A 23,994-nucleotide genomic window follows, 5' to 3' on the forward strand; every position below is an offset into this window, starting at 1 on the left:
TCAGCAGTGAAACAGACCAGCGCCGATGGTAGTGTGGCTTCTGCCCATGTGAGAGTAGGTCATCGTCAGGCTCCTAATACCCAAACCCCAGCACCTCAAGTGCTGGGGTTTTTTATTGGATGGCAAAAAATGTGATTGGCTTTCGTCCTTGATACGCTAAGATTGAGCCGGCGATTAAAAGGCGATCTACTTTGGATGGAGGAGTATTCCCTCACAATGGTTTCATGAACATTCTTTTTGTCTCTCTCTCCTCGAGCCGTCAACGATACTATTCAAATATCAAACGTTTCGCCCCTGAAGGCTACAGTGCGTTTGTCGAGCCTGGTTATGTCAGCCTTTACTCATTAAGGCGCTTGTTCGTAAAGGCTCCGCGATCGGTCAGTGACTCCCTTGGCCAAAAAGTCAAAATCCAGTTGCGGCGTCAGGAGATAAACTACCCCTCTCTATTTTCTTCGGGGCTTTTGTCGCGCTGGTATCGTAAGTCGCTATATCTATGGGAGAAGCTTCGATTCTTTTCCTTGGTCGATTTGATCCGGTCTCGCGACGCCAACACCGTCGTTGTTTGGAATGGGCAGAAGCCACCCTATTCAACTGTCGTGTCTGCAGCCGACTATCTAAATATACCGGTCTGGTATTTCGAAAATGGGCATTTTGCCAACACTACGACCTTGGACCCGAGAGGCGTAAACGCCTGTTCATCAGTTGTCAAAATTCCTTTGTCGCTAATTACGGATGGGGAAGACCGCCCAATAGCCAAATCGAAGGAAGCGAGCAACACGAAAATCAAGGTGCTTGTACCGCTTCAGATAGAGTCGGACACACAGCTTGTGTCTAACTCGGATTGGGTCAGCACTTCTCAAGATTTGGTCCATCTCGTTGCAGATTGCATGGAAGGCGTCGTAGGCAACGCCAGGCGCTTTGAGGTGATTGTGCGCCATCACCCCTGGGGCAAAGCCAAGGTGGAAGTGCCCGATCGGCGCGGTGTTTCCGTCGATGATGAAACCTCACTGGAAGACCAGTTAGAAATGGTCGACCTGGTGATTACCATCAACTCAACAGTTGGGCTGAAAGCGTTAGAGCGTGGTTTGCCGGTGTGTGTGCTGGCACCTTCAGTGTACAGTCGTCCTGAGGTATGTTCTGTGGCGCAGAATAAAGAGCAATTAATGCAGGCTCTAAAAGAGTTGTTTCAGGATCCAATGCAGAAGCCGAAAGCGGGCGCCTATCTTCAGTTTCTTTCTGAAGTGTATTCTATACCCGGTGATTGGCACTATTCCGACGATTTGCCACCACAACACTTTCAACACATCTGGTCGCGCCTGCTACGTTCAGACCAATATAGTGCCATTCTCAGACGGGCCAACGTAGGCTGAGATGGATAAGGAGTGGCCGTCAGTGAATACCGTTCTCTGCATGAAATGGGGCGCAAAATATGGGCCTGAGTACGTAAATCGTCTGGCCTCGATGGTTCGAAGGAACCTGTCAGTCGAATATCGGTTCGTGTGTCTAACGGATGATAGTCTTGGTATCGACCCTGGCGTTGAGGTGCAACCTATTCCTGATGGCTTGGTTGCGATTGATGGTCCGGAACGCGGCTGGAAAAAATTGCTGGCCTTCGCCGTCTCCCGTTACGGCGTGAAAGGGCGAGTTCTCTTCTTGGATCTTGATGTGGTCATCTTGAAGAACATCGACGATTTTTTTTCTATCGATGGCGACTTCCTGATTATCAAGGATTGGAATTTGGACGGAAGTATCGGTAATTCTTCCGTATTTCGATTTGAGTCAGGACAACATCACGACATCATCGAACAATTCAACCAGGAGCACGACTCGATCCGGCGTCGGTTTCGCAATGAGCAGGCGTTCTTATCTGCCTGGATTAATGACCAAGGGCGCCTCGATTATTGGCCAGATAGCTGGTGTCCGAGTTTCAAGGCTAACTGCATTCCCCGATTTCCGAAAAACCTGTATCAGGCGCCAGAGCCACCTCCTGCAGCAAGAATCGTGATATTTCACGGTAACCCAAACCCGGATGCCGCTTTAGAAGGAAAATCTGGGAAATGGTATCGCTATTTCAAGCCCGCCCGTTGGATCGTGGAATACTGGCGGTAAACCATTCTGAGAGCCGCTTGTTTAAAATCTATGACGCCGCTCACAGTGACATCGTGTAAAAATGGTTACTCTTTGTACACGAACTGGCCAAAAACCATAAGAAAGCCAGCGTAAGAAAATTGTATTCAGAGACACTCGTTGGAAAATAACAATAATCCCGCTTTTTGAAGCGGCGATTGATGGTGAGATGTGTCTATGAAAAACAAATGGCTTTCGCTGGTGATGATGTCATTCGTTACCCCTGCCTTCGCTGACCTTCAGCCGATCTCTGACGCTGCCCTTTCGGAAGTCACCGGCCAGGCTTTTGTGTCGGTTGATCGCCAGTACCATCCTGACGAAGCAGATAGCACCTCTTATACCCGCGTGAATCTGGGTATGGATATGGAAATCCAGACCAATGTGGACGTTCTCGAAATGGGGCGTTACGAGCGTGACGGTGAAAAGGCCGGAACGTCCGATGTGCTAATTGAGGACTTCGCGCTGGGCTATATTAATAATCGCGCCTATTTTGACCGCAATTCCAAAGCCCCACGCCAGAGAAAGGCCGACGGAAGCAGCTACGCAGAAAACGAAATCGTCCCGTTCTTCATCGACAACCCTTTCTTCGAATTTGCTTACGATGAAGATACTCAGGAGGTCGTTGGTTTCCGGCTCGGATTCGGCGAGTCGATGGGTATGCTCTCCGGAAAAATCGAGACGCTCACGGGTAACGTCAACGTCGACATCATCGATCGCGGTGAAGGGCTGCGCGAGGCCGATTCCAATGGCAACTTTTTTGACCGCATCATTGTGTTGCTGACGCCGTTACTGGAAGGCGGTAGCCCCCTGCAGACCAAGGCTCAGTTGGTCTACGGCGAGGAGGGTGATCCCAACATCGGTGAACTGGATCCGATTCGAGCAGAACATATTGGCGTACCGAACGGCGAAAGGTTTGTACTGGAAGATGCTGGTGGGTTTACCCGTTGGTCGGTGGCCAACCTGATTGGCTTTGGGTCCAGCTCTCGCATAGAAGTCCCTGATTGCTCTTTTTTCAGCTGTGGTAGTGGCGATATCTACGTTTACGCCCAGGACTGTCTGGTGCTGGGTATTGATTCCTGTTTTGACCTGGATATCTACAACAGTTTCCCGGTTGGCCAAGTGGGAGAAGTCAACGGCGAGCGCCGAATTACCGGTCCTGCGGACGGTGCGTTTATTTCATTCCAGACCAAAGACATTGACTGGCTGGAAGATGTCAAAAAGACCAACCCTACGGCGGAAGACTTTATTCGCGCCACCTCCGGTGCCTTCTTCAATATCCCGAACGGTGCCACCGAAGTGAACCTCAATGAAGCGTTATACGGTACGGAGCGCTATAGAACGGAGTACATCGATCGGGGGCGGGGGCTGTTTTGAGTATGCTGGCTAGCTCGCAAAGGTTGATCGCTATTGCCCTCCCTGTTTTTCTCGGGTGGGCACTTTCCTTTTCTGTCTTGGCAGAGCTTCAGGACCTTACTGAGGAAGAACTGTCAGGAATCTCCGGTGCCGGGCTAGGTATCGTGCTTGAAGATTTCAAATTCTCCCATGGCACGGATGCGCCTGATGCCAATGGTAACCAGGCCCGGATTTTCAAGATTGGTGGCATCAAGAGTACCGATGGCCGGGACGTGGAAATCGTTGTCAATCATCTCTACATCTCTGGCTCTGGCAGCCAATACGGGCAATCCTTGAGCCCGGTAAACCTTGGCAGGTTGGTGAATCCATACAGCATCGATGTGGTGGACGGTAACGACATCGGGGTGCCCAACAAGGCGGTGCTGGAGTTTGCCGCCCCTTCCCTGATTGATCCCACGCTGGGTTTTGACTGTATGAGCGCCTCGGCCACGGCGGGCAGCGGGCCCTGCGCGAGCCGTCCGGCCACCGAATCCTACATTGGCGAGAGGCCAGACGTCGGGATGCAGATGAACATCGCTGTGGGCAATGATCGATCAGCCAACATCAATATTCACGCTCAGAGTGCGGTGATTGACGGCAGTTATCTTCGACTCTGGGGTGATAACGATCGTCGTCAGATGGTGGGTCAGTTCAAGCTTAATTTTTACACGCCCGAACTGTCCGTGAATGCCTGCTCTCAGGATGGATCCTCCTGTGGGTCGAGGATCACCATGACGGATTTTGCGTTGGAGCTGGCCATTGGTAACCAGCTACAACCGGTTTTCTTTGATGTCGATGGCGGCGGGAACTTCGTCGTAGAGGTCGCGGCGATTGACCGCCCATCCCCCGGTTCTATCGGCGCAGACGGTTTGCGTGGAAGCAGTAACGCGGCGACCTGGGACTTCTATAACGACTACTACTCCAATCCGGAATACAGAAGCAATCTGCGCATCGGCAATTTCTCGGTCGGTGACCGTGACTTCGGCTCTGCGAGGGTTCAGGGGATGTTGATACAGCACCTGAAGATTAAAACGAAGGATCTGGCGAAATGAGATGGATCAAACCAACTTTTATGGCTTTAGGTTTGGCTGCATTTATAGCGGCCCCGGTCAGTGCTGAACTGGATCGATTGAGTGATGAGGATTTGTCGGATGTGTCAGGTCAGGGCGGGATATATCTTTCTGGCGACATCAGCATCAACGAGGAAGGCGGTCCTATCGATAACAGCTATTTTGGCCGCTGTGACGATGGCTCGAAAAAGTGCGGTGCCCGATTTGCCAATCAGTTGAAAGAGGGTGGTGGCTGGATGGTGCTGGACGAGATTCGCGGCAATTTTGCTTTTGAAGGGCTGACGCTTCGAGTTCGTTCCGTGGATTCCGGGTTCGGTGGTGACGGTGAGGAATTCAATGGGGATGTGCTGGAGGTCGGCCTCCCAAATGTCGTTCGGTACAACGATGTCCGGTTCAAAATAGCGGCCAGCAACCAGGCGCGACCAACGGCACCGGGGTTCCAGCAGACGGACATTTTTTCGGTCCAGATGCAGGGCGATGTAATCATGGAAGGCAATATGCTGGTCTTCCCAACGGGAAACCCATGAAGGTGCGGCAATGATGATGGGATTCAGATGGCGGTTTATCTCGGGCTCTATCGTCACTCTGGTGAGTGGTGTCTGGGCTGTCATGCCGGTGTATGCCGATCTACAGCAATTGGATGATGCTGATCTGGCCGGAATCAGCGGCCAGAGTGGCATCACCATCGACCTGGATCTGGAAGTGGGTGCAAAGCAGTTGTCCTATTTTGAGGATGGCAATGGTATACACCTGGAAGATTTCCGCATCGGTACCGCCGATGCTGCCCAAGGGGCCGCTGGCCACGTAATCAAGATCGATGTCGAGGACGATGCATCCCTCAATCTTGATTTTCTGGTCGATAACCGTCGGATCGAGTTTCAGAACGTGACGCTCGATGGCGTCGCCGGGCGCGGCATGGGCGGAATGTTCTTTGATCATTCGCTGGACGGGTATCTTCGGATAAGTTCGGGTGGAGCGATCAGCTCGGCCGGCACCACGTTTGATACGGCCTTTGAAGTGACAAACGGCCGCCTGGGGTACAGAACCAACGGCAACGAAGTTTTCCTGGACGATATCACGATGTCGGTGGAAGCGCTGGGGATCACGCTGGATGAGGTTGGAGGCGGGCTTGAGTTCAAGGTGCCCCGGCTAACCGGTTCCTACGAAGTGGGGGCTATTCGGTACAGCAACAATCCATCGAATCACGGTAACTCCGTGGATGTCGATTCCGGTCGTCTGTTGCCGAGTTATGGCAGCCTGAGTGGCGATTACGATCTGAGCACGCAGCTGAATATCGTGGGTGGTGGTCGCGACGGCACGGAAGGCTTCCGTCTGGACAACGACACCGTGATTAACTCCGCGAACTTCATCTACTCGGACGACGGCAATTCTCTTAGATTTCGAGATATAACGGGAGGCTATCGCTTCAACGACCTGAGAGTGGATGTCACTCAGGATTGGCAAGGTCGTCAAGCACTGGGGCTCACCCTTGGCTCGCTTGAAGGGGATCTGGCCATTGGTGGCATCGAGATGGGCAGTGATGGTGACAGTATTGGTCAGGTCAATCTGGATTTTGTCTTTGAAGATCACGTTTACAACGGCCAGGCCTATTCCAATGCCCTTTATCTGCAAGGGGGTGGTCACGCCGATGCCGGTCCTCAGGGGCTCCGGTTAGCTGCGGAATGGAGTCTTCGCGATGCCGACCTGGCGTATACCGAGGACGGTAACCGGGTCATTTTCAGCGGATTTCAGTCGTGGGGTCGCGGTGACGTGACGGTGAATGTGACCCGTGACGAGGTGATCAACGGTACCGAGTTTTTTGATGGTTTGCGGATTGGTTTTGAGGATCTGAAAGCCGGTTATCGGATTAACGGCCTGCGTGTTGGCGACGAGGATGCACCTTTGCAGGGTGGCACAGAGTTGCTGTTAGCGTTGGGCTTCTATCCGTCCTACGAGTTTGACCTTGATGGGCATGTCACTCTGGGTCCGGGCGGTGCAGAAGGGGAGGGTCTCACCATTAATTCTGACATCCGCATTCGGAACGGCAAGGCGGCAATCATCGCTGGCCCCTATGACGAGGGCAATGGGGAGCAGGCCCAAAAAGGGCTGTGGATCAGCGAGCTGGATTATGACGCCCATGTTCGTGATATGACGGTGGATGTGACCGAGGACGGGCTGGCCATTATCAAAGGAGAGGCTTGGAGTACCATGGATGTGGGCAATCTGCGGGTGGGCGACAAACAATCCGGGAAGAGCTTTGGGCGCTTTGTACTGCAAAAATACGAAACCGGCAGCAGTATGACCATTAAGCCCGGAGGCGCCGGTGCGGTATGCGCCGGTGGCATGGGGTCTGATCCCGCGGCCTGTAGCGGTTCCGGCGGCGTCTGGGAAGAGCGTGGTGACGAAGGTGTCACGATTGCGCTCAAACAGATTTTCGCCAAGGCGGTGAGTGAAAGGCGCAAGAATGCCTTTACCTGGGAAACCAATCGACGCACCAGTGGCGGCGCGTCAGTCAATGGAACCGGCACACAATTGGTTCTGAACGATATATACACCAGTGATGGCGGCGATTTTGACGGCGATGGCGTGGACGACAACACCTTCGGTATACAAACGGAACTGTCTGTTGATGTGTATCAGACGCGGGTTGTGAAAAAATCGGATGGGCCAGATGCCCAGGGTGTCGTTGGCTCTCGCGGAGACGAAAAAATCATGGATGCGTCAGCGGCTGCGGGTTATCGCTACGTATCTTCTCCTTCCGAAACCCAGCTGAAGGATCGCCCCCTGGGCTTTGCCGTGCAGGCTCGGTCGCGATTCAAGGAGCTGTCGATCGGTAACATTGACCTGGTTCACCCGGTCGGGGGTGCCCAAACGGCAGTGTATGGGGTGAAGATGCAAAACGTGGACATCAAGGCCAACCTCACGGCCACACCCATTCCCTGATGTTCACTTGCACAAACTTGAGCTCTGGCCGACGAACTTTGTTTTTTGCGGCGTCCTGGTGTTTAATCGCGCCCTGATACTGATCTATTTACCGGGCGCTGCAGAATGAAATCCAGAGCTTTACTCGGCCTTCTGTCAGATGGCCAGATACACTCCGGCGAGTCTCTTGCTGCGCGACTTGGCGTCAGCCGTACGGCCGTCTGGAAGCAGATAAAGCGTGCCGAGGATGAGGGCTTTTCCATCGAAACCATTCGCGGCAAAGGCTACCGGCTGAAAACGCCGGTGGATTTGCTGGACGCCACAGAAATACTCGGTCATCTCCCGCCAGATATACGGTCATCGGTTTCTCTCAAGGTCTTTGACGAACTGGATTCGACCAACGCAGAAATTATAAGGCAACGTGGCTCTGACAATGGTGCTGCTGTGCCGGTTTGCCTCGCCGATCATCAGACAGCAGGTCGCGGTCGCCGGGGGCGTCAATGGCAAAGCCCCCGGGGCGAGAATCTGTATTTAAGCCTGGGTCTTACCTTTCGAGGTGGCTTCTCAATGCTGGATGGTCTGAGCCTGGTGCTGGGGCTTGCGGTGGCAGAGGCGCTCGAAAAGGAGGGCGCCAAAGACATCGGATTGAAATGGCCCAACGATCTCTTTCTGGCTGACGCCAAGCTTGCCGGCATTCTGGTGGAGCTTCAGGGCGAACTTGAGGAGGGCGTTGTGCAGGTGGTGGCAGGCATCGGTGTCAACGTGCACATGACCCGTGGTGAGGGTGTGGGTCAGGCCTGGACGAGCCTGGCCCGGGCAATGCCGGACAATGAGTGGGCCAGGAATCGGCTGGCATCTTCGATCATTGCCGGGGTTTTGGGGGCCGCCGACGTGTTTGCTGATAAGGGTTTCGTCGAGTTCCGGGAGCAATGGCAGGCTCGGGATATTTTTAGAGACAGATCGCTTAAAACCGCGGCCGGCGAGCTGCGGGGCAAAGGTGGTGGTGTTGACGAGCAGGGCAACTACCTGATTGAGGTGGATGGCTACCAAGAGAAGGTTCGCGCCGGAGAAATCAGCTTGCGAGCAAACTCATGAGGTTGCTGATAGACGCAGGGAATACCCGCCTTAAATGGCAGTTGAGAGAAGGGGATCGGATCGTCGCCCGAGGTGCTCATTTGCTGAATGAGTCAGGGTGGCTTGGTGAAATTGCGGCTTATGCACGACACATCCAGCATGTTGCGGTATCAACCGTGGTTTCGGAGGCCAAGCGCCTCGAGCTTGTGAGCGCCCTGGCTGATCTTGCAATATCGGACGTTCATTTCTATTGGTCAGAAGAAGAGCGCGAGGGCCTGCACAATTCCTATTCCGAAGTTCACAGGATGGGGGCAGATCGCTGGCACGTTATGGTAGGTGGCTGGAGTCGCAAGCCTGGTGGCTTCGCAGTAATCGATGCCGGGAGCGCGATCACGGTGGACTACGTTTCCGATAATGGGCATCACCATGGCGGGTACATACTGCCGGGAAAACATATGATGCTTCGATCCCTGCAGCAGGATGCCGCAAGAATCAATTTCGAATCGCTGGATGCGGATGCAAACTTGCCAGGCAAATCGACCACGGAGTGCGTTCAGCATGGTCTGGTCTGGTTGTGGCAGGGGGTGATTGGCCAGGTAATCTCGGATTGTCGGGAATTCGGTCTCAGTCAGGTCTATTGCACAGGCGGTGATGGTCAGGCCCTGATGGCTGCTGGCTTACCGGCTGAATACGAGCCGGACTTGGTGCTCGAAGGCCTGGCAGTAGTCGATGCTGGGGCTTCTGGCCAATGAAGTGGGTTGGTTGGGGGCTGCTTGTTTTGAACGCCCTGGTCTGGTTTGGCATCGATTACTGGGAGCCGGCGCACGTGAAGATCGTCGCCGCTGAAAAAACCTTGCCCAGAGTGGCAACGTTGAAAGTAGATTCAGAGCATCAAGATGAGGGTTCGGATCCTGCGCCCACAGAGAATCAGCCCGCGCAATCCTCAATGACGGTTTCTTCAGTCGCCGCGCCAGAGCCGGAACCCGTGCCTGAACCGCCTCCGGTAACTCGAGTCTGCGTCAAGCTGGGTTGGTTCGAAACGGCAGAAAAGGCTCGCGATATTTATCAGTCTCTCGGTCGCCCCGGGGCTTTAAAGTCAGTCTCTGAAGAGGAGCGCGCCCTTGAGCCTCTACATTGGGTGATTATTCCTCCGCAGCCGGAAGACAAAGCGTTGTCCCTGTTCAACGAGCTGCAGCGTCGGGGCATAGATTCGTACCTGGTGACCCGCGGAGAGAATACCAATGCGATCTCGTTGGGCCTGTTCCAGTCCCGCGACGCGGCTGAGCGGGTCCTGAAGGCAAAAAAACGCCAGAATCTCAATGCTGTACTGGCAAACTTCCCCCGTAATCAGCTAAGCTACGCCCTCGTTTTTGAGGTGGCCCGGAATGCCGACCAAGGCACCGGAGAAGGGCGAGTCAGGGATTACCGGGACGATTTCGAAATGGTCGAAATCAGCGGTTGTGAAGGTATTGCAACAACTCCTGAAAATCCGTAGTATACCGCCCTCGCTGAAGAGGCGAATGTGGGCTGGCGTAGCTCAGTTGGTAGAGCAGCTGACTTGTAATCAGCAGGTCGGGGGTTCGATTCCGTCCGCCAGCTCCACTTTTTAGTTTTAACGGGTTCGCCTTGGGCGAGCCTGTACGGGAGGGGTTCCCGAGTGGCCAAAGGGATCAGACTGTAAATCTGACGCGAAAGCTTCGCAGGTTCGAATCCTGCCCCCTCCACCACTTATTGCTCGCGGGCATCGTATAGTGGCTATTACCTCAGCCTTCCAAGCTGATGACGCGGGTTCGATTCCCGCTGCCCGCTCCAATTTGAAGTGTGAAACGCTCATGTAGCTCAGTCGGTAGAGCACATCCTTGGTAAGGATGAGGTCACCGGTTCAATTCCGGTCATGAGCTCCATCATTTTGTCCGGTCAACGTTACGGTCAGGTTGATTAGGGAGATAGGTCGAATGTCTAAAGAAAAATTTGAGCGTAGTAAACCGCACGTAAACGTGGGCACCATTGGTCACGTAGACCATGGTAAGACCACGCTGACAGCTGCCCTGACTCGTGTATGTCACGAGGTATGGGGAACGGGTTCTGCGAGTGCATTCGACTCGATCGATAACGCACCGGAAGAGAAGGCGCGTGGTATCACCATCGCGACCTCTCACGTTGAGTACGATTCACCGGCACGTCACTACGCACACGTAGACTGCCCGGGCCACGCTGACTATGTGAAGAACATGATCACTGGTGCGGCGCAGATGGACGGCGCGATTCTGGTTTGCTCCGCAGCTGACGGCCCCATGCCGCAGACTCGTGAGCACATCCTGCTGTCCCGTCAGGTAGGCGTTCCTTTCATCGTTGTGTTCCTGAACAAAGCGGACATGGTTGACGATGAAGAGCTGCTTGAGCTGGTTGAGATGGAAGTTCGTGATCTGCTGAGCCAGTACGACTTCCCAGGCGACGACACGCCGATCGTTACCGGTTCTGCGCTGATGGCGCTGGAAGGTAAGGACGACAACGAGATGGGTACTACGGCTGTTAAGAAGCTGGTAGAAGCCCTGGACGAATACATCCCGGATCCTGAGCGTGCGATTGATCAGCCGTTCCTGATGCCGATCGAGGACGTATTCTCTATCTCTGGTCGCGGTACTGTAGTGACCGGTCGTGTAGAGCGTGGCGTACTGAAGACAGGCGACGAAGTTGAGATCGTTGGTCTGAAGGACACCGTGAAGACGACCTGTACTGGTGTTGAGATGTTCCGCAAGCTGCTGGACGAAGGTCGTGCAGGTGAGAACATTGGTGCGCTGCTGCGTGGCACCAAGCGTGACGACGTAGAGCGTGGTCAGGTTCTGGCGGTTCCAGGTTCCATCACTCCGCACACCAAGTTCGAGTGCGAAGTGTATGTCCTGAGCAAAGAAGAAGGTGGTCGTCATACGCCGTTCTTCAAGGGCTACCGTCCGCAGTTCTACTTCCGTACCACCGACGTCACAGGTTCCTGTGAGCTGCCGGAAGGTGTGGAAATGGTAATGCCGGGTGACAACGTCAAGATGAGTGTTACCCTGATCGCCCCGATCGCCATGGAAGATGGCCTGCGCTTCGCGGTTCGCGAAGGCGGTCGTACCGTTGGTGCCGGCGTGGTCTCCAAGATCATCGAGTAATTGCTCTTTTGGGCAAACACTCGAAGTAAGTGCACTGAGTTGTTTCGGTGCAGGCCAGTAGCTCAATTGGCAGAGCAGCGGTCTCCAAAACCGCAGGTTGGGGGTTCGATTCCCTCCTGGCCTGCCATTTTTAACATCCGGATACAGTAGCTGATTCCTATGGAGTCAAAAGCCGATCGTTCAACCAGTGGCTTCGATACAATCAAGTGGCTGGTCGTATTTCTCCTGATTGCCGTCGGTGTCGTTGGCAATCAGTATTTCAGCGCCGAGTCATTATTGTATCGGGTGCTGGGTCTTGTGGTGCTTGCCCTGTTTGCGGCATTGGTTGCTTTGCAGACCGATCGCGGGCGTCGGTTCGCGGCACTCCTGAAGGAAGCCAGGGTAGAAATCCGGAAAGTGGTATGGCCCACCCGGCCAGAGCTGATTCAGACCACGTTTATTGTGGTTGTTTTTGTTTTGTTTGTGGCTCTGGTTTTGTGGGGTATGGATTCGTTGATCAGTTGGCTGGTCTCCGGAGTTATCGGGTAACAGGAGTGGGCAATGGCTAAGCGCTGGTACGTCGTACATGCGTATTCTGGCTTTGAAAAGCACGTAATGCGCACTCTGGCAGAGCGCGTTGCGCTCAATGGCATGGAAGACAAGTTCGGTGAGATTCTGGTTCCCACCGAAGAAGTTGTCGAAATGCGCGACGGCAAAAAGCGTAAAAGCGAGCGTAAGTTCTACCCTGGATACGTACTGGTCCAGATGGAAATGGACGACGCTACCTGGCACCTGGTCAAGAACACCCCGCGTGTACTTGGCTTTATTGGTGGTACCAAAGACAAGCCGGCTCCGATCACTGAGCGCGAGGCTGAAGCAATTCTTCGTCGCGTGGAAAGTGGTGCTGATAAGCCGAAGCCCAAGACGCTGTTTGAGCCAGGCGAGATTGTTCGGGTTACCGAAGGTCCGTTTGCCGATTTCAATGGCGTAGTGGAAGAAGTGGACTACGACAAGAGTCGGGTCAAAGTTGCTGTTCTGATTTTCGGTCGCTCTACACCAGTCGAGCTGGAGTTCGGGCAGGTCGAGAAGGACTGATCGGCAGCTGATAATTCTGAGAGCTCGCGCGCCCAGGCGACGCGGGCTTTTTGTGTCTGCAATGCGGAGTTGCTTCGCAGAGCGCAGTTAAAAAGAGCCGGGGAGCCGAAAGGCGTTTGAACCCATAGGAGAAAATCATGGCGAAGAAAATCGAAGCGTACATCAAGCTTCAGGTTGCTGCCGGTAAGGCCAACCCAAGTCCCCCCGTTGGTCCTGCTCTGGGTCAGCGCGGCGTGAACATCATGGAATTCTGCAAGGCGTTTAACGCTGAGACTCAGGACCAAGAGCCTGGTCTGCCGATTCCGACTGTTATCACTGTATACAGCGATCGCAGCTTTACCTTTATCACCAAGACTCCGCCTGCGCCGGTTCTGCTGAAGAAAGCAGCAGGTATCAAGAGTGGGTCAGGTCGTCCTAACACTGAGAAAGTGGGTACTGTTACCCGTGATCAGCTCGAAGAGATCGTTAAGACCAAAGAGCCTGATCTGACGGCCGCTGATATGGATGCCGCCGTACGTACCATCGCTGGAACTGCCCGCAGCATGGGCCTCAATGTGGAGGGCCTGTAACATGGCAAAGTTGAGCAAGCGTCAAAAGCTTATTCGCGAAAAAATTGACAAGGCTCGCGCCTATACCATCGACGAAGCAGTTTCTCTGCTGGTTGAGCTGGGCGAAGGCGTGAAGTTTAAAGAGTCCGTTGATGTAGCGGTCAATCTGGGTGTCGATGCGCGTAAATCGGACCAGGTTGTGCGTAGCAGCACGGTTCTGCCTCACGGTACTGGTAAGTCCGTTCGCGTTGCCGTCTTTACTCAGGGCGCGAATGCCGAGAAAGCCACCGCTGCTGGTGCAGATGTGGTCGGTATGGATGATCTGGCTGAAGAAGTTAAGAAAGGCAACATGGACTTTGACGTGGTCATTGCCACGCCAGACGCCATGCGTGTTGTCGGTCAGCTGGGCCAGATTCTCGGCCCTCGTGGTCTGATGCCTAACCCGAAGGTTGGCACGGTGACTCCGGACGTTGAGACCGCTGTTAAGAATGCGAAAGCCGGTCAGGTTCGTTATCGCACGGACAAGAACGGTATTATCCATGCGCCCATGGGTAACGTTGAATTTTCTGCTCAGAACATCAAGGAAAACGTTGAAGCTCTGATTGCAGACCTGAAAAAGGCCAAGCCGTCTTCTTCGAAAGGTGTTTACCTCAAGAAGGTAACCCTGTCGTCGACGATGGGTCCTGGTCTTACTATCGACCAGAGTGCTTTGAGCATTTAAGACTCTGATCGGTAGTACTTTGTAGTCTAGGCGGAAGCCGAGGCTGTCAAAGACCGCAGGCCCCCGCGGTCGACCTTATGGTCGGCCAGAAGGGTTAAAGCAACGCCTGCGCAGACGGTGTGAAGACGTTCTCTCTGAACCCAAACACCGTTAAGGCGCCCGCAAGGGCAATGATGGGTTTGCCGGGATGAGCCCGGCGAAATCGAGGAGAAATCCAGTGGCAATTAGACTCGAAGACAAGAAGGCGATCGTCGCTGAAGTCAACGAGACTGCCGGTGGTGCTCTGTCTGTGGTAATGGCTGATTACCGTGGTGTCACCTCAGGTGATATGACGGCGCTTCGTGCCAAGGCTCGCGCCGAAAACGTACTTCTGAAGGTTGTTCGTAACAACCTGGCGAAGATTGCGATTCGCGGTACCGAGTTCGAGTGCATTGACGAAGCTCTGGTTGGCCCAACCATTTTGGCCTTCTCAATGGAAGATCCGGGTGCGGCTGCACGCCTGCTGAAGGATTTTGCCAAAGAGAAAGAAGCGTTCGAGATTAAAGGCCTGGCTGTCGGCGGTGAGCTGATGGGCGCAGACCAGATCGATCGCCTGGCCAAGCTGCCAACACGTCACGAAGCACTGACGATGCTGGCCGCAACCACACAGGCACCGATTACCAAGCTTGCACGGACACTGAACGAAGTTCCAACGAAAGTGACCCGTGCCGTAGCGGCAGTTCGAGACCAGAAGCAAGAAGCTGCTTGATTCTGTTGAACACCATTTTTATATTTTTGGGAGAAAGTCATGGCTCTGTCTAACGAAGACATTTTGAACGCAATTGCTGAAATGAGCGTAATGGACGTTGTTGCGCTGGTTGAAGCAATGGAAGAGAAGTTTGGCGTATCTGCTGCTGCAGCAGTTGCTGCTGCTCCTGCCGCTGCTGGTGGCGAAGCCGCCGCTGCTGAAGAGCAGACTGAATTTGACGTTGTTCTGACCGGTCCAGGTGAGAAGAAGGTCAACGTGATCAAGGCCGTTCGTGAACTGACTGGCCTGGGTCTGAAAGAAGCTAAGGAAATGGTCGACAGCGCTCCTTCTGTTGTTAAAGAAGGCGCAAACAAAGACGACGCCGAAGCTGCGAAGACCAAGCTCGAGGAAGCAGGCGCTTCTGTTGAGCTTAAGTAAGCGGTCGTTGTTGATCGAAACCGTGCTTTGAGCACGGGTAGGCTGGTGGCCCAGTGCCACCGGCCTTTTTCTGTTGTATGTGCCTTAAGTTGTATGAAAGCTCAAAGTACTGTTGCTGAAAGCTTTGACTCAAGGCCAGTGTCTTTTTTTAAAGACAGCGCAGTAAGCCGAGCAATTCGGCCCCGAAGCAGAAAAATGGTTGCTTCTTGATACCAGGTATCAGGTCTAAAGCTGGGGAATGCAGATGACTTACTCCTATACTGAGAAAAAGCGGATTCGCAAAGATTTTAGTAAATTGCCGTCCGTTATGGATGTCCCCTATTTGCTGTCTATTCAGCTGGATTCATTCCGGGACTTCCTCCAAAGTGAAGCCGAGCCTGACAATCGTCGGGAAACCGGTCTCCACGCAGCATTCAAATCCGTATTCCCGATTGTCAGTTATTCTGGCAACGCCGCGCTCGAATACGTGAGTTACCGCATCGGCGAGCCGGTATTTGATGTCAAGGAATGCCAGCTTAGGGGCGTCACCTACGCAGCACCGCTGCGGGTGAAAGTAAGACTTATCATTTACGATAAGGAATCGTCCAACAAGGCGATCAAGGATATTAAAGAGCAGGAAGTCTACATGGGCGAGATGCCCCTGATGACTGAAAACGGTACCTTCGTTATCAACGGTACCGAGCGGGTTATTGTGTCCCAGCTCCACCGCTCTCCAGGTGTGTTCTTTGATCATGACAAGGGTAAAACGCACTCATCAGGCAAGCTGCTCTATTCTGCCCGGGTGATTCCTTATCGCGGCTCCTGGCTGGACTTCGAGTTCGATGCCAAGGATTCCGTGTTTGTCCGTATCGACCGCCGTCGTAAGCTGCCGGCCTCTATCCTGTTGCGTGCTCTGGGTTATACCTCCGAGCAGATGCTGGATATGTTCTTCGACACCAGTAAATTCAGCATTGGCCCAGAAGTGTGCAAGCTGGAGTTGGTGCCTAGCCGTCTGCGTGGCGATATCGCAACGTTCGATATCAAGGACAAGAAAGGCAAGGTGATTGTTGAAGAGGGTCGCCGGATCACCGCGCGTCATATTAAACAGCTTGAAAAAGCGGGCTTGACCGAACTGGAAGTACCGACCGAGTACCTCTATGGCCGCGTATTGGCCAAAGACATGGTGGACTCCAAGTCTGGTGAAGTGCTGGTTGAGTGTAACTCCGAGCTGACCGAAGAAGTTGTTAAGACCATTCTGGATGCCGGTGTCACAGATATCGAAACGCTGTACACCAACGATCTGGATTGTGGTCCGTTCATGTCCGATACCCTGCGCATCGATCCGACCCGCAGCCCGCTCGAGGCTTTGGTTGAGATCTATCGCATGATGCGTCCGGGCGAGCCGCCCACCAAGGAGTCGGCAGAGAACCTGTTTAATAACCTGTTCTTCTCTGAGGAGCGCTACGACCTGTCGTCTGTAGGTCGCATGAAGCTCAACCGCCGCCTGCGTCGCGAAGAAAGCACCGGTGAAGGTACTCTGACTCACGACGACATTATTGATGTGCTGTCTACGCTGATCGATATTCGTAACGGTCAGGGCAACGTCGACGACATCGATAACCTGGGTAACCGCCGCGTACGTTGCGTTGGTGAGATGGCTGAAAACCAGTTCCGTGTTGGTCTGGTGCGAGTAGAACGCGCCGTTCGCGAGCGTCTGAGCCTTGCTGAAAGCGAAGGCCTGATGCCGCAGGATCTGATCAATGCCAAGCCGGTTGCGGCTGCGGTCAAAGAGTTCTTTGGTTCCAGCCAGCTGTCCCAGTTTATGGATCAGAACAACCCGCTGTCCGAAGTGACTCACAAGCGTCGTATCTCGGCCCTCGGCCCAGGTGGCCTGACTCGTGAGCGCGCCGGCTTTGAGGTGCGTGACGTACACCCGACTCACTACGGTCGGGTGTGTCCAATCGAGACGCCGGAAGGTCCGAACATCGGTCTGATTAACTCGCTGGCTACCTATGCCCGCTCCAACTCTTACGGTTTCCTCGAGAGCCCGTATCGGAAGGTCGTTGAAGGCAAGGTCACCGACGAAGTGGTCTACCTGTCGGCGATTGAAGAGAGCAATTACATCATCGCCCAGGCGAGCGCGGCGATGGATGATAAGAATCGCCTGTCCGATGAGCTGGTGACCGTTCGTCACCAGAACGAGTTCACCGTAACGCCGCCGGAAAACGTCAACTTCATGGATGTGTCTCCGCGCCAGGTTGTGTCTGTTGCAGCCTCGCTGATTCCGTTCCTTGAGCACGACGACGCCAACCGTGCACTGATGGGCTCAAACATGCAGCGTCAGGCTGTGCCGACTCTGCGTTCTCAGGTGCCTCTGGTAGGCACGGGTGTAGAGCGCACCGTGGCTCAGGATTCGGGTGTCTGTGTCTCTGCCCGTCGTGGTGGTGTGATCGAAAGCGTGGATGCGGCCCGCATCGTGGTTCGCGTCAACGACACGGAAACCGAAGCCGGTGATGCTGGTGTGGATATTTACAACCTCACCAAGTACACCCGTTCGAACCAGAATACCTGCATCAACCAGCGTTCCATCGTGAACGAAGGCGATCAGGTTGCCCGTGGTGACGTCCTGGCGGATGGTCCTTCGGTGGATCTGGGTGAGCTGGCTCTGGGTCAGAACATGCGCATCGCGTTCATGCCCTGGAACGGTTACAACTTTGAGGACTCCATCCTCATCTCCGAGAAAGTGGTTCAGGAAGATCGCCTGACCACCATCCACATTCAGGAACTGACCTGTGTGGCTCGGGATACCAAGCTGGGCAGCGAAGAAATTACCGCGGACATTCCGAACGTAGGTGAAAGCGCGCTGTCCAAGCTGGATGAGTCCGGTATTGTTTACATCGGTGCCGAAGTGGGTGCCGGCGATATCCTGGTCGGAAAGGTAACGCCGAAAGGTGAGACCCAACTGACGCCGGAGGAGAAGCTCTTGAGGGCAATCTTCGGTGAGAAGGCCTCAGACGTGAAGGATACGTCTTCACGGGTGCCAACCGGTACTCGCGGCACCGTTATTGACGTGCAGGTCTTCACTCGTGATGGTATCGAAAAAGATCAGCGTGCTCAGGCCATCGAGAAAGAGCAGCTGGATGAGTACCGCAAAGACCTGAAAGACGAGTATCGCATTGTTGAAGGCGCCACTTATGAGCGTCTGACCAACGCGCTCAAAGGTCAGGAAGTGATCAGTGGCCCGGGCCTGAAGAAAGGCGCCAAGCTAGACGAGGCTTACTTGTCAGAGCTGCCACGCGATGACTGGTTCAAGCTGCGCATGAAGGACGAGAGCCTGAATGAGCTGCTCGAGAAGTCCGAGCAGGGTCTGGAAGATCGCAAGAAGGACCACGAAGCGCGTTTCGACGACAAGAAGGGCAAGCTTCAGCAGGGCGATGACCTGGCACCTGGCGTTCTTAAGATCGTTAAAGTGTATCTGGCCATCAAACGTCGCATCCAGCCGGGTGACAAGATGGCGGGCCGTCACGGTAACAAGGGTGTTATTTCCTCGGTGATGCCGATTGAAGACATGCCTTACGACGAGTTCGGCAACACGGTGGATGTGGTTCTGAACCCGCTGGGTGTTCCGTCGCGGATGAACGTTGGTCAGGTTCTCGAGACGCACCTGGGTGCGGCTGCCAAGGGTCTGGGTGAGCGTATCAGTCAGATGTTGGACGAGCAGCGCAAGGTCGCTGAACTGCGCAAGCTGCTGGACGAGATCTATAACCACTCGGACGAGGTCACCAAGGTGGACCTGGATTCCCTGAGTGATAAAGAGATCCTGGCACTGGCTAATAACCTGCGCACAGGTGTTCCTATGGCAACGCCGGTTTTCGACGGCGCCAAGGAAGCCGAAGTCAAGCACATGCTTGAGTTGGCAGGTCTTAGCACCACGGGTCAGACGGTGTTGTACGACGGTCGTACCGGCGACGAATTCGATCGCCCGGTCACGGTTGGCTATATGTACATCCTGAAGCTGAACCACCTGATCGATGACAAAATGCACGCCCGTTCCACCGGTTCGTACAGCCTGGTTACCCAGCAGCCGCTGGGTGGTAAGGCGCAGTTCGGTGGTCAGCGCTTCGGTGAGATGGAAGTGTGGGCCCTTGAAGCCTACGGTGCAGCGTATACGCTGCAGGAAATGCTCACTGTGAAGTCTGATGATGTAAACGGTCGGACCAAGATGTACAAGAACATTGTCGATGGTGACCATCGTATGGAGCCGGGCATGCCCGAGTCCTTCAATGTTCTTGTCAAGGAAATCCGTTCGTTGGGTATCGACATCGAACTGGAATCCGAGTGAGCCGAATTGTTTTTGGCAGCGTGAGCGGGCACCGTCGGTGCCCGCCCGAGAATAACGCCATCCGGAGCTGTTACTGATGAAAGATTTGCTGAATCTTCTCAAAAACCAGAACCAGAAGCAGGAATTTGATGCCATCCGTATTGGATTGGCGTCGCCTGACATGATTCGATCATGGTCTTTTGGTGAGGTGAAAAAGCCTGAGACCATTAATTACCGGACGTTCAAGCCAGAACGTGACGGTCTTTTCTGTGCCAAAATTTTCGGCCCGATCAAGGATTACGAGTGCCTCTGCGGCAAGTACAAGCGCCTGAAGCACCGTGGTGTTATCTGCGAGAAGTGCGGTGTCGAAGTGGCATTGGCCAGTGTGCGTCGTGAGCGCATGGGTCACATCGAGCTTGCGAGCCCGGTTGCCCATATCTGGTTCCTGAAATCATTGCCGTCCCGCATCGGTCTGATGCTGGACATGACCCTGCGGGACATTGAACGGGTTCTGTATTTCGAATCCTTCATTGTGATCGAGCCGGGCATGACCACTCTCGAGAAAGGGCAGCTGCTGAACGACGAGCAGTACTACGAAGCCCTGGAAGAGTTTGGTGACGAATTCGACGCCCGCATGGGTGCCGAGGCCGTTCAGGAATTACTGGAAGGCATTGACCTGCAGGCGGAAGTGGACGCGCTGCGGGAAGAAATCCCGCAAACGAATTCCGAGACCAAGATCAAGAAGTTCAGCAAGCGTCTGAAGATTCTTGAGGCTTTCCTGTACTCCGGCAACAAGCCGGGCGACATGGTCATGACCGTGCTGCCGGTTCTTCCGCCGGATCTGCGTCCGCTGGTCCCACTGGACGGTGGTCGTTTTGCGACCTCGGATCTGAACGATCTGTACCGTCGGGTCATTAACCGTAACAACCGCCTCAAGCGCCTGCTGGAGCTCAACGCTCCGGATATCATCGTGCGCAACGAGAAGCGGATGCTGCAGGAAGCTGTGGACGCACTGCTGGATAACGGCCGTCGTGGCCGCGCCATTACCGGCACCAACAAGCGCCCGCTGAAGTCACTGGCTGACATGATCAAAGGTAAGCAGGGTCGCTTCCGTCAAAACCTGCTCGGTAAGCGCGTGGACTACTCCGGTCGTTCGGTGATCGTAGTGGGTCCTTACCTGCGTCTGCACCAGTGTGGTCTGCCGAAGAAGATGGCGCTGGAGCTGTTCAAGCCGTTTATTTTCTCCAAGCTTGAGCATCGTGGTCTGGCGACCACCATTAAGGCTGCCAAGAAAATGGTTGAGCGCGAAGAAGGCGTGGTCTGGGACATCCTGGATGAGGTCATTCGCGAGCACCCGATCATGCTGAACCGTGCGCCAACCCTGCACCGTCTGGGTATTCAGGCGTTCGAGCCGGTGTTGATCGAAGGCAAGGCCATCCAGCTGCATCCGCTGGTGTGTGCGGCCTACAACGCCGACTTTGACGGTGACCAGATGGCGGTTCACGTACCGCTGACACTGGAAGCCCAGCTCGAAGCCCGTGCGCTGATGATGTCCACCAACAACGTGCTGTCGCCGGCTAACGGCGAGCCGATCATCGTGCCATCGCAGGACGTGGTACTGGGTCTGTACTACATGACCCGTGACCGCAAGAGTGCGCTGGGTGAAGGCATGACCTTCGCTGACGTGAAAGAGGCACATCGTGCCTACGGTGCCGGCAAAGTTGATCTTCAGGCCATGGTCAAGGTTCGCGTCAAAGAAGTGACCTATGACGAGAATGGCGAGAAGGTCGAGGTTTACAAGATCGTTGATACGACCGTTGGTCGTGCTCTGCTGTTCGATATCGTTCCGGACGGTCTGTCCTACGAGATCGTCAACAAGCCGATGGTCAAGAAGGCTATCTCTAACCTGATCAACACCTGTTATCGCGATGCCGGTCTGAAAGACACCGTGATCTTCGCGGATCAGCTGATGTACATGGGGTATCACTTCGCAACGGTCTCCGGTATCTCGATCGGCTTTAACGATTTCGAGATCCCGCCCGAGAAGTACGAGCTGGTTGATGCCGCTTCCGAGGAAGTGAAAGACATCGAAACCCAGTACGCGTCCGGTCTTTTGACCCAGGGCGAGAAATACAACAAGGTCATCGACATCTGGTCCCGCGCTAACGACAAAGTGTCCAAGGCCATGATGGATCGTCTGTCTCAAGAGCAAGTCATCGGACCTGATGGCAAGCCAGTAAAAGGTGAGAACGGCGAAGACCTGATGCAGGAGTCTTTCAACTCCGTTTACATGATGGCCGATTCTGGCGCACGGGGCTCCCCCGCTCAGATCCGTCAGCTGGCCGGTATGCGTGGCCTGATGGCCAAGCCGGATGGCTCGATCATCGAGACGCCGATCACTGCGAACTTCCGTGAAGGTCTGAACGTACTCCAGTACTTCATCTCCACCCACGGTGCTCGTAAAGGTCTGGCAGATACCGCACTGAAGACGGCGAACTCTGGTTACCTGACGCGTCGTCTGGTTGACGTGTCTCAGGATCTGGTGGTGACCGAGCCTGATTGCGGAACCGATGAAGGTCTGCTGATGACGCCGCACATCGAAGGCGGTGACGTGGTTGTGCCGCTGGGCGATCGTGTTCTGGGTCGTGTGACTGCGCGTGATGCGTTCACCCCGACCGATAAGGACAACGCGGTTGTTCCTGCTGGCACTCTGCTGGACGAGAAAGCGGTTGAATCGCTTGAGCGTGCCGGTGTGGACGAAGTCTGGGTTCGCTCAGCGATTACCTGTGAGACTCGCCACGGTATCTGTTCTAAGTGTTATGGACGTGATCTGGCCCGCGGCCATGAGGTCAACGTTGGTGAAGCGGTCGGTGTTATCGCTGCCCAGTCCATCGGTGAGCCGGGTACCCAGCTCACGATGCGTACCTTCCACATTGGTGGTGCGGCAAGCCGGGCATCCGCGGTCGACAATATCCAGGTCAAGCATGGCGGTACCGTTCGCCTGCACAACCTGAAGTCGATCGAGAAAACCGACGGTTCTCTGGTCGTGGTCTCCCGTTCTTCTGCGCTGGCGATTGCCGACGAGCAGGGACGTGAGCGCGAGTGGTACAAGCTCCCGTACGGCGCGGTACTGTCTGTTAAACATGGCGATGCTGTGGAAGCGGGCGTCGCGGTTGCCAAGTGGGATCCGCACACTCACCCGATCATTGCGGAAGCCGAAGGCACGGCCAAATTCGTCAACATGGACCAGGGCATCACTGTCCGCACCCAGACCGACGAGCTGACTGGCCTGTCCACCATGGAGGTCATCGACCCGAAAGAGCGTCCAGCCGCTGGTAAGGACATTCGTCCGGCCATTCAGCTGGTTGACGACAAGGGCAACGATGTTGACCTGCCAGGTGGCGGTACTGCGATCTTCTTCCTGCCGGCGAATGCGCTGGTCACCATGGCAAATGGCGCGAAAATCGAGTTGGGTGACGTGGTTGCCCGTATTCCTCAGGAAAGCTCGAAGACACGCGACATTACCGGTGGTCTGCCACGGGTTGCCGACCTGTTCGAAGCCCGTCGTCCGAAAGAGTCGTCCATCCTGGCTGAAGTCAGTGGCGTGGTCTCCTTCGGTAAAGAGACCAAAGGCAAGAAGCGTCTGGTCATCACGCCGAAGGATGCAGATCCCTATGAGGTTCTGATTCCCAAGCATCGTCAGATGAACGTGTTTGAGGGTGAAACGGTCGAGAAAGGCGAAGTCATTTCCGACGGACCGTCCAACCCGCACGATATTCTGCGTCTGCTGGGTGTGGTGGAACTGGCGAAGTACATCACCAACGAGATTCAGGACGTTTACCGTCTGCAGGGTGTTGTGATCAACGATAAGCACATTGAGGTTATCGTTCGCCAGATGCTGCGCAAGGTGGAAATCACCGATGCTGGCGATACCAACCTGCTTTCCGGCGATCAGGTGGAAATCACCCAGTTCATGGAAGAGAACGAGAAAGCCGAGGCGGCCGACAAAGAACCGGCCCGCTGCGAGCGTTTGCTGCTGGGTATCACCAAGGCATCGCTGGCCACAGAGTCCTTCATCTCAGCCGCGTCGTTCCAGGAAACGACTCGGGTACTGACCGAAGGCGCGGTGACTGGCAAGCGCGATTACCTCCGCGGTCTGAAAGAGAACGTGGTAGTGGGTCGCCTGATTCCTGCGGGTACTGGTCTGGCTTACCACAACGAGCGTCGCCGCAAGCGTGACCTGGAAGAGCAGGGCGTAACGGCCGCTGATGTGGAAGAAGCGCTGAGCGCAGAGCTGAACCGCGAGAGTTAATTTCGCGGTCAGCGACTGACCCGCCGGAAGATACCTATTCGGCGGTTGGTCAAAAAGACAGCAGTCACCTTGACTGTTCGGGGGCGCAGGCTTAAACTTGCGACCCTCAAATTTTACCCCCGCCCGTCGGGGGTAAG

Annotated in this window: 18 protein-coding genes and 5 tRNA genes; all 23 read left to right on the forward strand. The window is 54.7% G+C overall.

The window, feature by feature from the left end:
* Positions 1–191: 191 nt before the first annotated feature.
* The 23 genes from QLQ17_RS15330 (at position 192) to rpoC (ending at position 23,857) form a co-directional block, all read left to right on the forward strand.
* Positions 192–1,370 carry a capsular polysaccharide export protein, LipB/KpsS family gene (locus tag QLQ17_RS15330; RefSeq protein ID WP_283210493.1) on the forward strand — a complete coding sequence of 393 codons (1,179 nt, stop codon included), beginning with the start codon at positions 192–194 and terminating at the stop codon, positions 1,368–1,370.
* A 22-nt stretch (positions 1,371–1,392) separates the two neighbouring features.
* Positions 1,393–2,109: a glycosyltransferase family protein gene (locus tag QLQ17_RS15335; RefSeq protein ID WP_283210494.1), complete on the forward strand. Its 717-nt coding sequence runs from the start codon at positions 1,393–1,395 to the stop codon at positions 2,107–2,109.
* 195 nt (positions 2,110–2,304) lie between these two features.
* The gene (locus QLQ17_RS15340) at positions 2,305–3,501 is read left to right on the forward strand and encodes a hypothetical protein (RefSeq protein ID WP_283210495.1); all 1,197 of its coding nucleotides are present in this window, start codon (positions 2,305–2,307) and stop codon (positions 3,499–3,501) included.
* A gap of 2 nt (positions 3,502–3,503) precedes the next feature.
* Positions 3,504–4,571 (forward strand): hypothetical protein, encoded by a 1,068-nt coding sequence (locus QLQ17_RS15345; RefSeq protein ID WP_283210671.1) that lies wholly within the window; start codon positions 3,504–3,506, stop codon positions 4,569–4,571.
* Positions 4,568–5,116: a hypothetical protein gene (locus QLQ17_RS15350; RefSeq protein WP_283210496.1), complete on the forward strand. Its 549-nt coding sequence runs from the start codon at positions 4,568–4,570 to the stop codon at positions 5,114–5,116. The genes QLQ17_RS15345 and QLQ17_RS15350 overlap by 4 nt, the downstream gene beginning before the upstream one ends.
* Positions 5,117–5,132: 16 nt before the next feature.
* A complete protein-coding gene (locus tag QLQ17_RS15355; protein ID WP_283210497.1) occupies positions 5,133–7,532 on the forward strand; it encodes a DUF6160 family protein in 2,400 nt (799 codons plus the stop codon).
* A gap of 105 nt (positions 7,533–7,637) precedes the next feature.
* Positions 7,638–8,606, forward strand: coding sequence for a biotin--[acetyl-CoA-carboxylase] ligase (locus QLQ17_RS15360; protein WP_283210498.1), 969 nt, complete (start codon positions 7,638–7,640; stop codon positions 8,604–8,606).
* On the forward strand, positions 8,603–9,337 hold the full coding sequence (locus tag QLQ17_RS15365; protein WP_283210499.1) for a type III pantothenate kinase: 735 nt from the start codon (positions 8,603–8,605) through the stop codon (positions 9,335–9,337). Before QLQ17_RS15360 ends, QLQ17_RS15365 begins: the two co-directional genes overlap by 4 nt.
* Positions 9,334–10,080 (forward strand): SPOR domain-containing protein, encoded by a 747-nt coding sequence (locus tag QLQ17_RS15370; RefSeq protein ID WP_283210500.1) that lies wholly within the window; start codon positions 9,334–9,336, stop codon positions 10,078–10,080. The genes QLQ17_RS15365 and QLQ17_RS15370 overlap by 4 nt, the downstream gene beginning before the upstream one ends.
* A 31-nt stretch (positions 10,081–10,111) precedes the next feature.
* A tRNA-Thr gene (locus QLQ17_RS15375) sits at positions 10,112–10,187 on the forward strand.
* Positions 10,188–10,228: 41 nt separating this feature from the next.
* Positions 10,229–10,312 (forward strand) — tRNA-Tyr (locus QLQ17_RS15380).
* A 10-nt stretch (positions 10,313–10,322) separates the two neighbouring features.
* Positions 10,323–10,397, forward strand: a tRNA-Gly gene (locus tag QLQ17_RS15385).
* Between the two features lie 16 nt (positions 10,398–10,413).
* Positions 10,414–10,489: transfer RNA gene (locus QLQ17_RS15390), tRNA-Thr, on the forward strand.
* 51 nt (positions 10,490–10,540) lie between these two features.
* A complete protein-coding gene (gene tuf / locus QLQ17_RS15395) occupies positions 10,541–11,737 on the forward strand; it encodes an elongation factor Tu (protein ID WP_283210501.1) in 1,197 nt (398 codons plus the stop codon).
* A 51-nt stretch (positions 11,738–11,788) separates the two neighbouring features.
* Positions 11,789–11,864 (forward strand) — tRNA-Trp (locus QLQ17_RS15400).
* A gap of 32 nt (positions 11,865–11,896) precedes the next feature.
* Positions 11,897–12,265 carry a preprotein translocase subunit SecE gene (secE, locus tag QLQ17_RS15405; protein ID WP_283210502.1) on the forward strand — a complete coding sequence of 123 codons (369 nt, stop codon included), beginning with the start codon at positions 11,897–11,899 and terminating at the stop codon, positions 12,263–12,265.
* Positions 12,266–12,277: 12 nt separating this feature from the next.
* Positions 12,278–12,811: a transcription termination/antitermination protein NusG gene (gene nusG, locus QLQ17_RS15410; RefSeq protein WP_283210503.1), complete on the forward strand. Its 534-nt coding sequence runs from the start codon at positions 12,278–12,280 to the stop codon at positions 12,809–12,811.
* 137 nt (positions 12,812–12,948) lie between these two features.
* Positions 12,949–13,380 (forward strand): 50S ribosomal protein L11, encoded by a 432-nt coding sequence (rplK, locus tag QLQ17_RS15415; protein WP_283210504.1) that lies wholly within the window; start codon positions 12,949–12,951, stop codon positions 13,378–13,380.
* Between the two features lies 1 nt (position 13,381).
* A complete protein-coding gene (rplA, locus tag QLQ17_RS15420) occupies positions 13,382–14,080 on the forward strand; it encodes a 50S ribosomal protein L1 (RefSeq protein WP_283210505.1) in 699 nt (232 codons plus the stop codon).
* A gap of 217 nt (positions 14,081–14,297) precedes the next feature.
* On the forward strand, positions 14,298–14,828 hold the full coding sequence (rplJ, locus tag QLQ17_RS15425; RefSeq protein WP_283210506.1) for a 50S ribosomal protein L10: 531 nt from the start codon (positions 14,298–14,300) through the stop codon (positions 14,826–14,828).
* A 39-nt stretch (positions 14,829–14,867) separates the two neighbouring features.
* Positions 14,868–15,245: a 50S ribosomal protein L7/L12 gene (gene rplL / locus QLQ17_RS15430; protein WP_283210507.1), complete on the forward strand. Its 378-nt coding sequence runs from the start codon at positions 14,868–14,870 to the stop codon at positions 15,243–15,245.
* Positions 15,246–15,489: 244 nt separating this feature from the next.
* Positions 15,490–19,566 (forward strand): DNA-directed RNA polymerase subunit beta, encoded by a 4,077-nt coding sequence (gene rpoB, locus QLQ17_RS15435; protein ID WP_283210508.1) that lies wholly within the window; start codon positions 15,490–15,492, stop codon positions 19,564–19,566.
* A gap of 76 nt (positions 19,567–19,642) precedes the next feature.
* A complete protein-coding gene (rpoC, locus tag QLQ17_RS15440) occupies positions 19,643–23,857 on the forward strand; it encodes a DNA-directed RNA polymerase subunit beta' (RefSeq protein ID WP_283210509.1) in 4,215 nt (1,404 codons plus the stop codon).
* Positions 23,858–23,994 lie beyond the last annotated feature (137 nt).

The sequence above is a fragment of the Marinobacter sp. CHS3-4 genome (assembly GCF_030053415.1).
GTDB lineage: Bacteria > Pseudomonadota > Gammaproteobacteria > Pseudomonadales > Oleiphilaceae > Marinobacter.

Excerpts from the sequence above, each read along its gene's own strand:
- QLQ17_RS15340 (WP_283210495.1), top strand. The coding sequence starts at position 2,305 with ATGAAAAACAAATGGCTTTCGCTGGTGATGATGTCATTCGTTACCCCT.
- QLQ17_RS15345 (WP_283210671.1), top strand. The coding sequence starts at position 3,504 with ATGCTGGCTAGCTCGCAAAGGTTGATCGCTATTGCCCTCCCTGTTTTT.
- QLQ17_RS15350 (WP_283210496.1), top strand. The coding sequence starts at position 4,568 with ATGAGATGGATCAAACCAACTTTTATGGCTTTAGGTTTGGCTGCATTT.
- QLQ17_RS15355 (WP_283210497.1), top strand. The coding sequence starts at position 5,133 with ATGGGATTCAGATGGCGGTTTATCTCGGGCTCTATCGTCACTCTGGTG.
- QLQ17_RS15360 (WP_283210498.1), top strand. The coding sequence starts at position 7,638 with ATGAAATCCAGAGCTTTACTCGGCCTTCTGTCAGATGGCCAGATACAC.
- QLQ17_RS15365 (WP_283210499.1), top strand. The coding sequence starts at position 8,603 with ATGAGGTTGCTGATAGACGCAGGGAATACCCGCCTTAAATGGCAGTTG.
- QLQ17_RS15370 (WP_283210500.1), top strand. The coding sequence starts at position 9,334 with ATGAAGTGGGTTGGTTGGGGGCTGCTTGTTTTGAACGCCCTGGTCTGG.
- tuf (WP_283210501.1), top strand. The coding sequence starts at position 10,541 with ATGTCTAAAGAAAAATTTGAGCGTAGTAAACCGCACGTAAACGTGGGC.
- secE (WP_283210502.1), top strand. The coding sequence starts at position 11,897 with ATGGAGTCAAAAGCCGATCGTTCAACCAGTGGCTTCGATACAATCAAG.
- nusG (WP_283210503.1), top strand. The coding sequence starts at position 12,278 with ATGGCTAAGCGCTGGTACGTCGTACATGCGTATTCTGGCTTTGAAAAG.
- rplK (WP_283210504.1), top strand. The coding sequence starts at position 12,949 with ATGGCGAAGAAAATCGAAGCGTACATCAAGCTTCAGGTTGCTGCCGGT.
- rplA (WP_283210505.1), top strand. The coding sequence starts at position 13,382 with ATGGCAAAGTTGAGCAAGCGTCAAAAGCTTATTCGCGAAAAAATTGAC.
- rplL (WP_283210507.1), top strand. The coding sequence starts at position 14,868 with ATGGCTCTGTCTAACGAAGACATTTTGAACGCAATTGCTGAAATGAGC.
- rpoB (WP_283210508.1), top strand. The coding sequence starts at position 15,490 with ATGACTTACTCCTATACTGAGAAAAAGCGGATTCGCAAAGATTTTAGT.
- rpoC (WP_283210509.1), top strand. The coding sequence starts at position 19,643 with ATGAAAGATTTGCTGAATCTTCTCAAAAACCAGAACCAGAAGCAGGAA.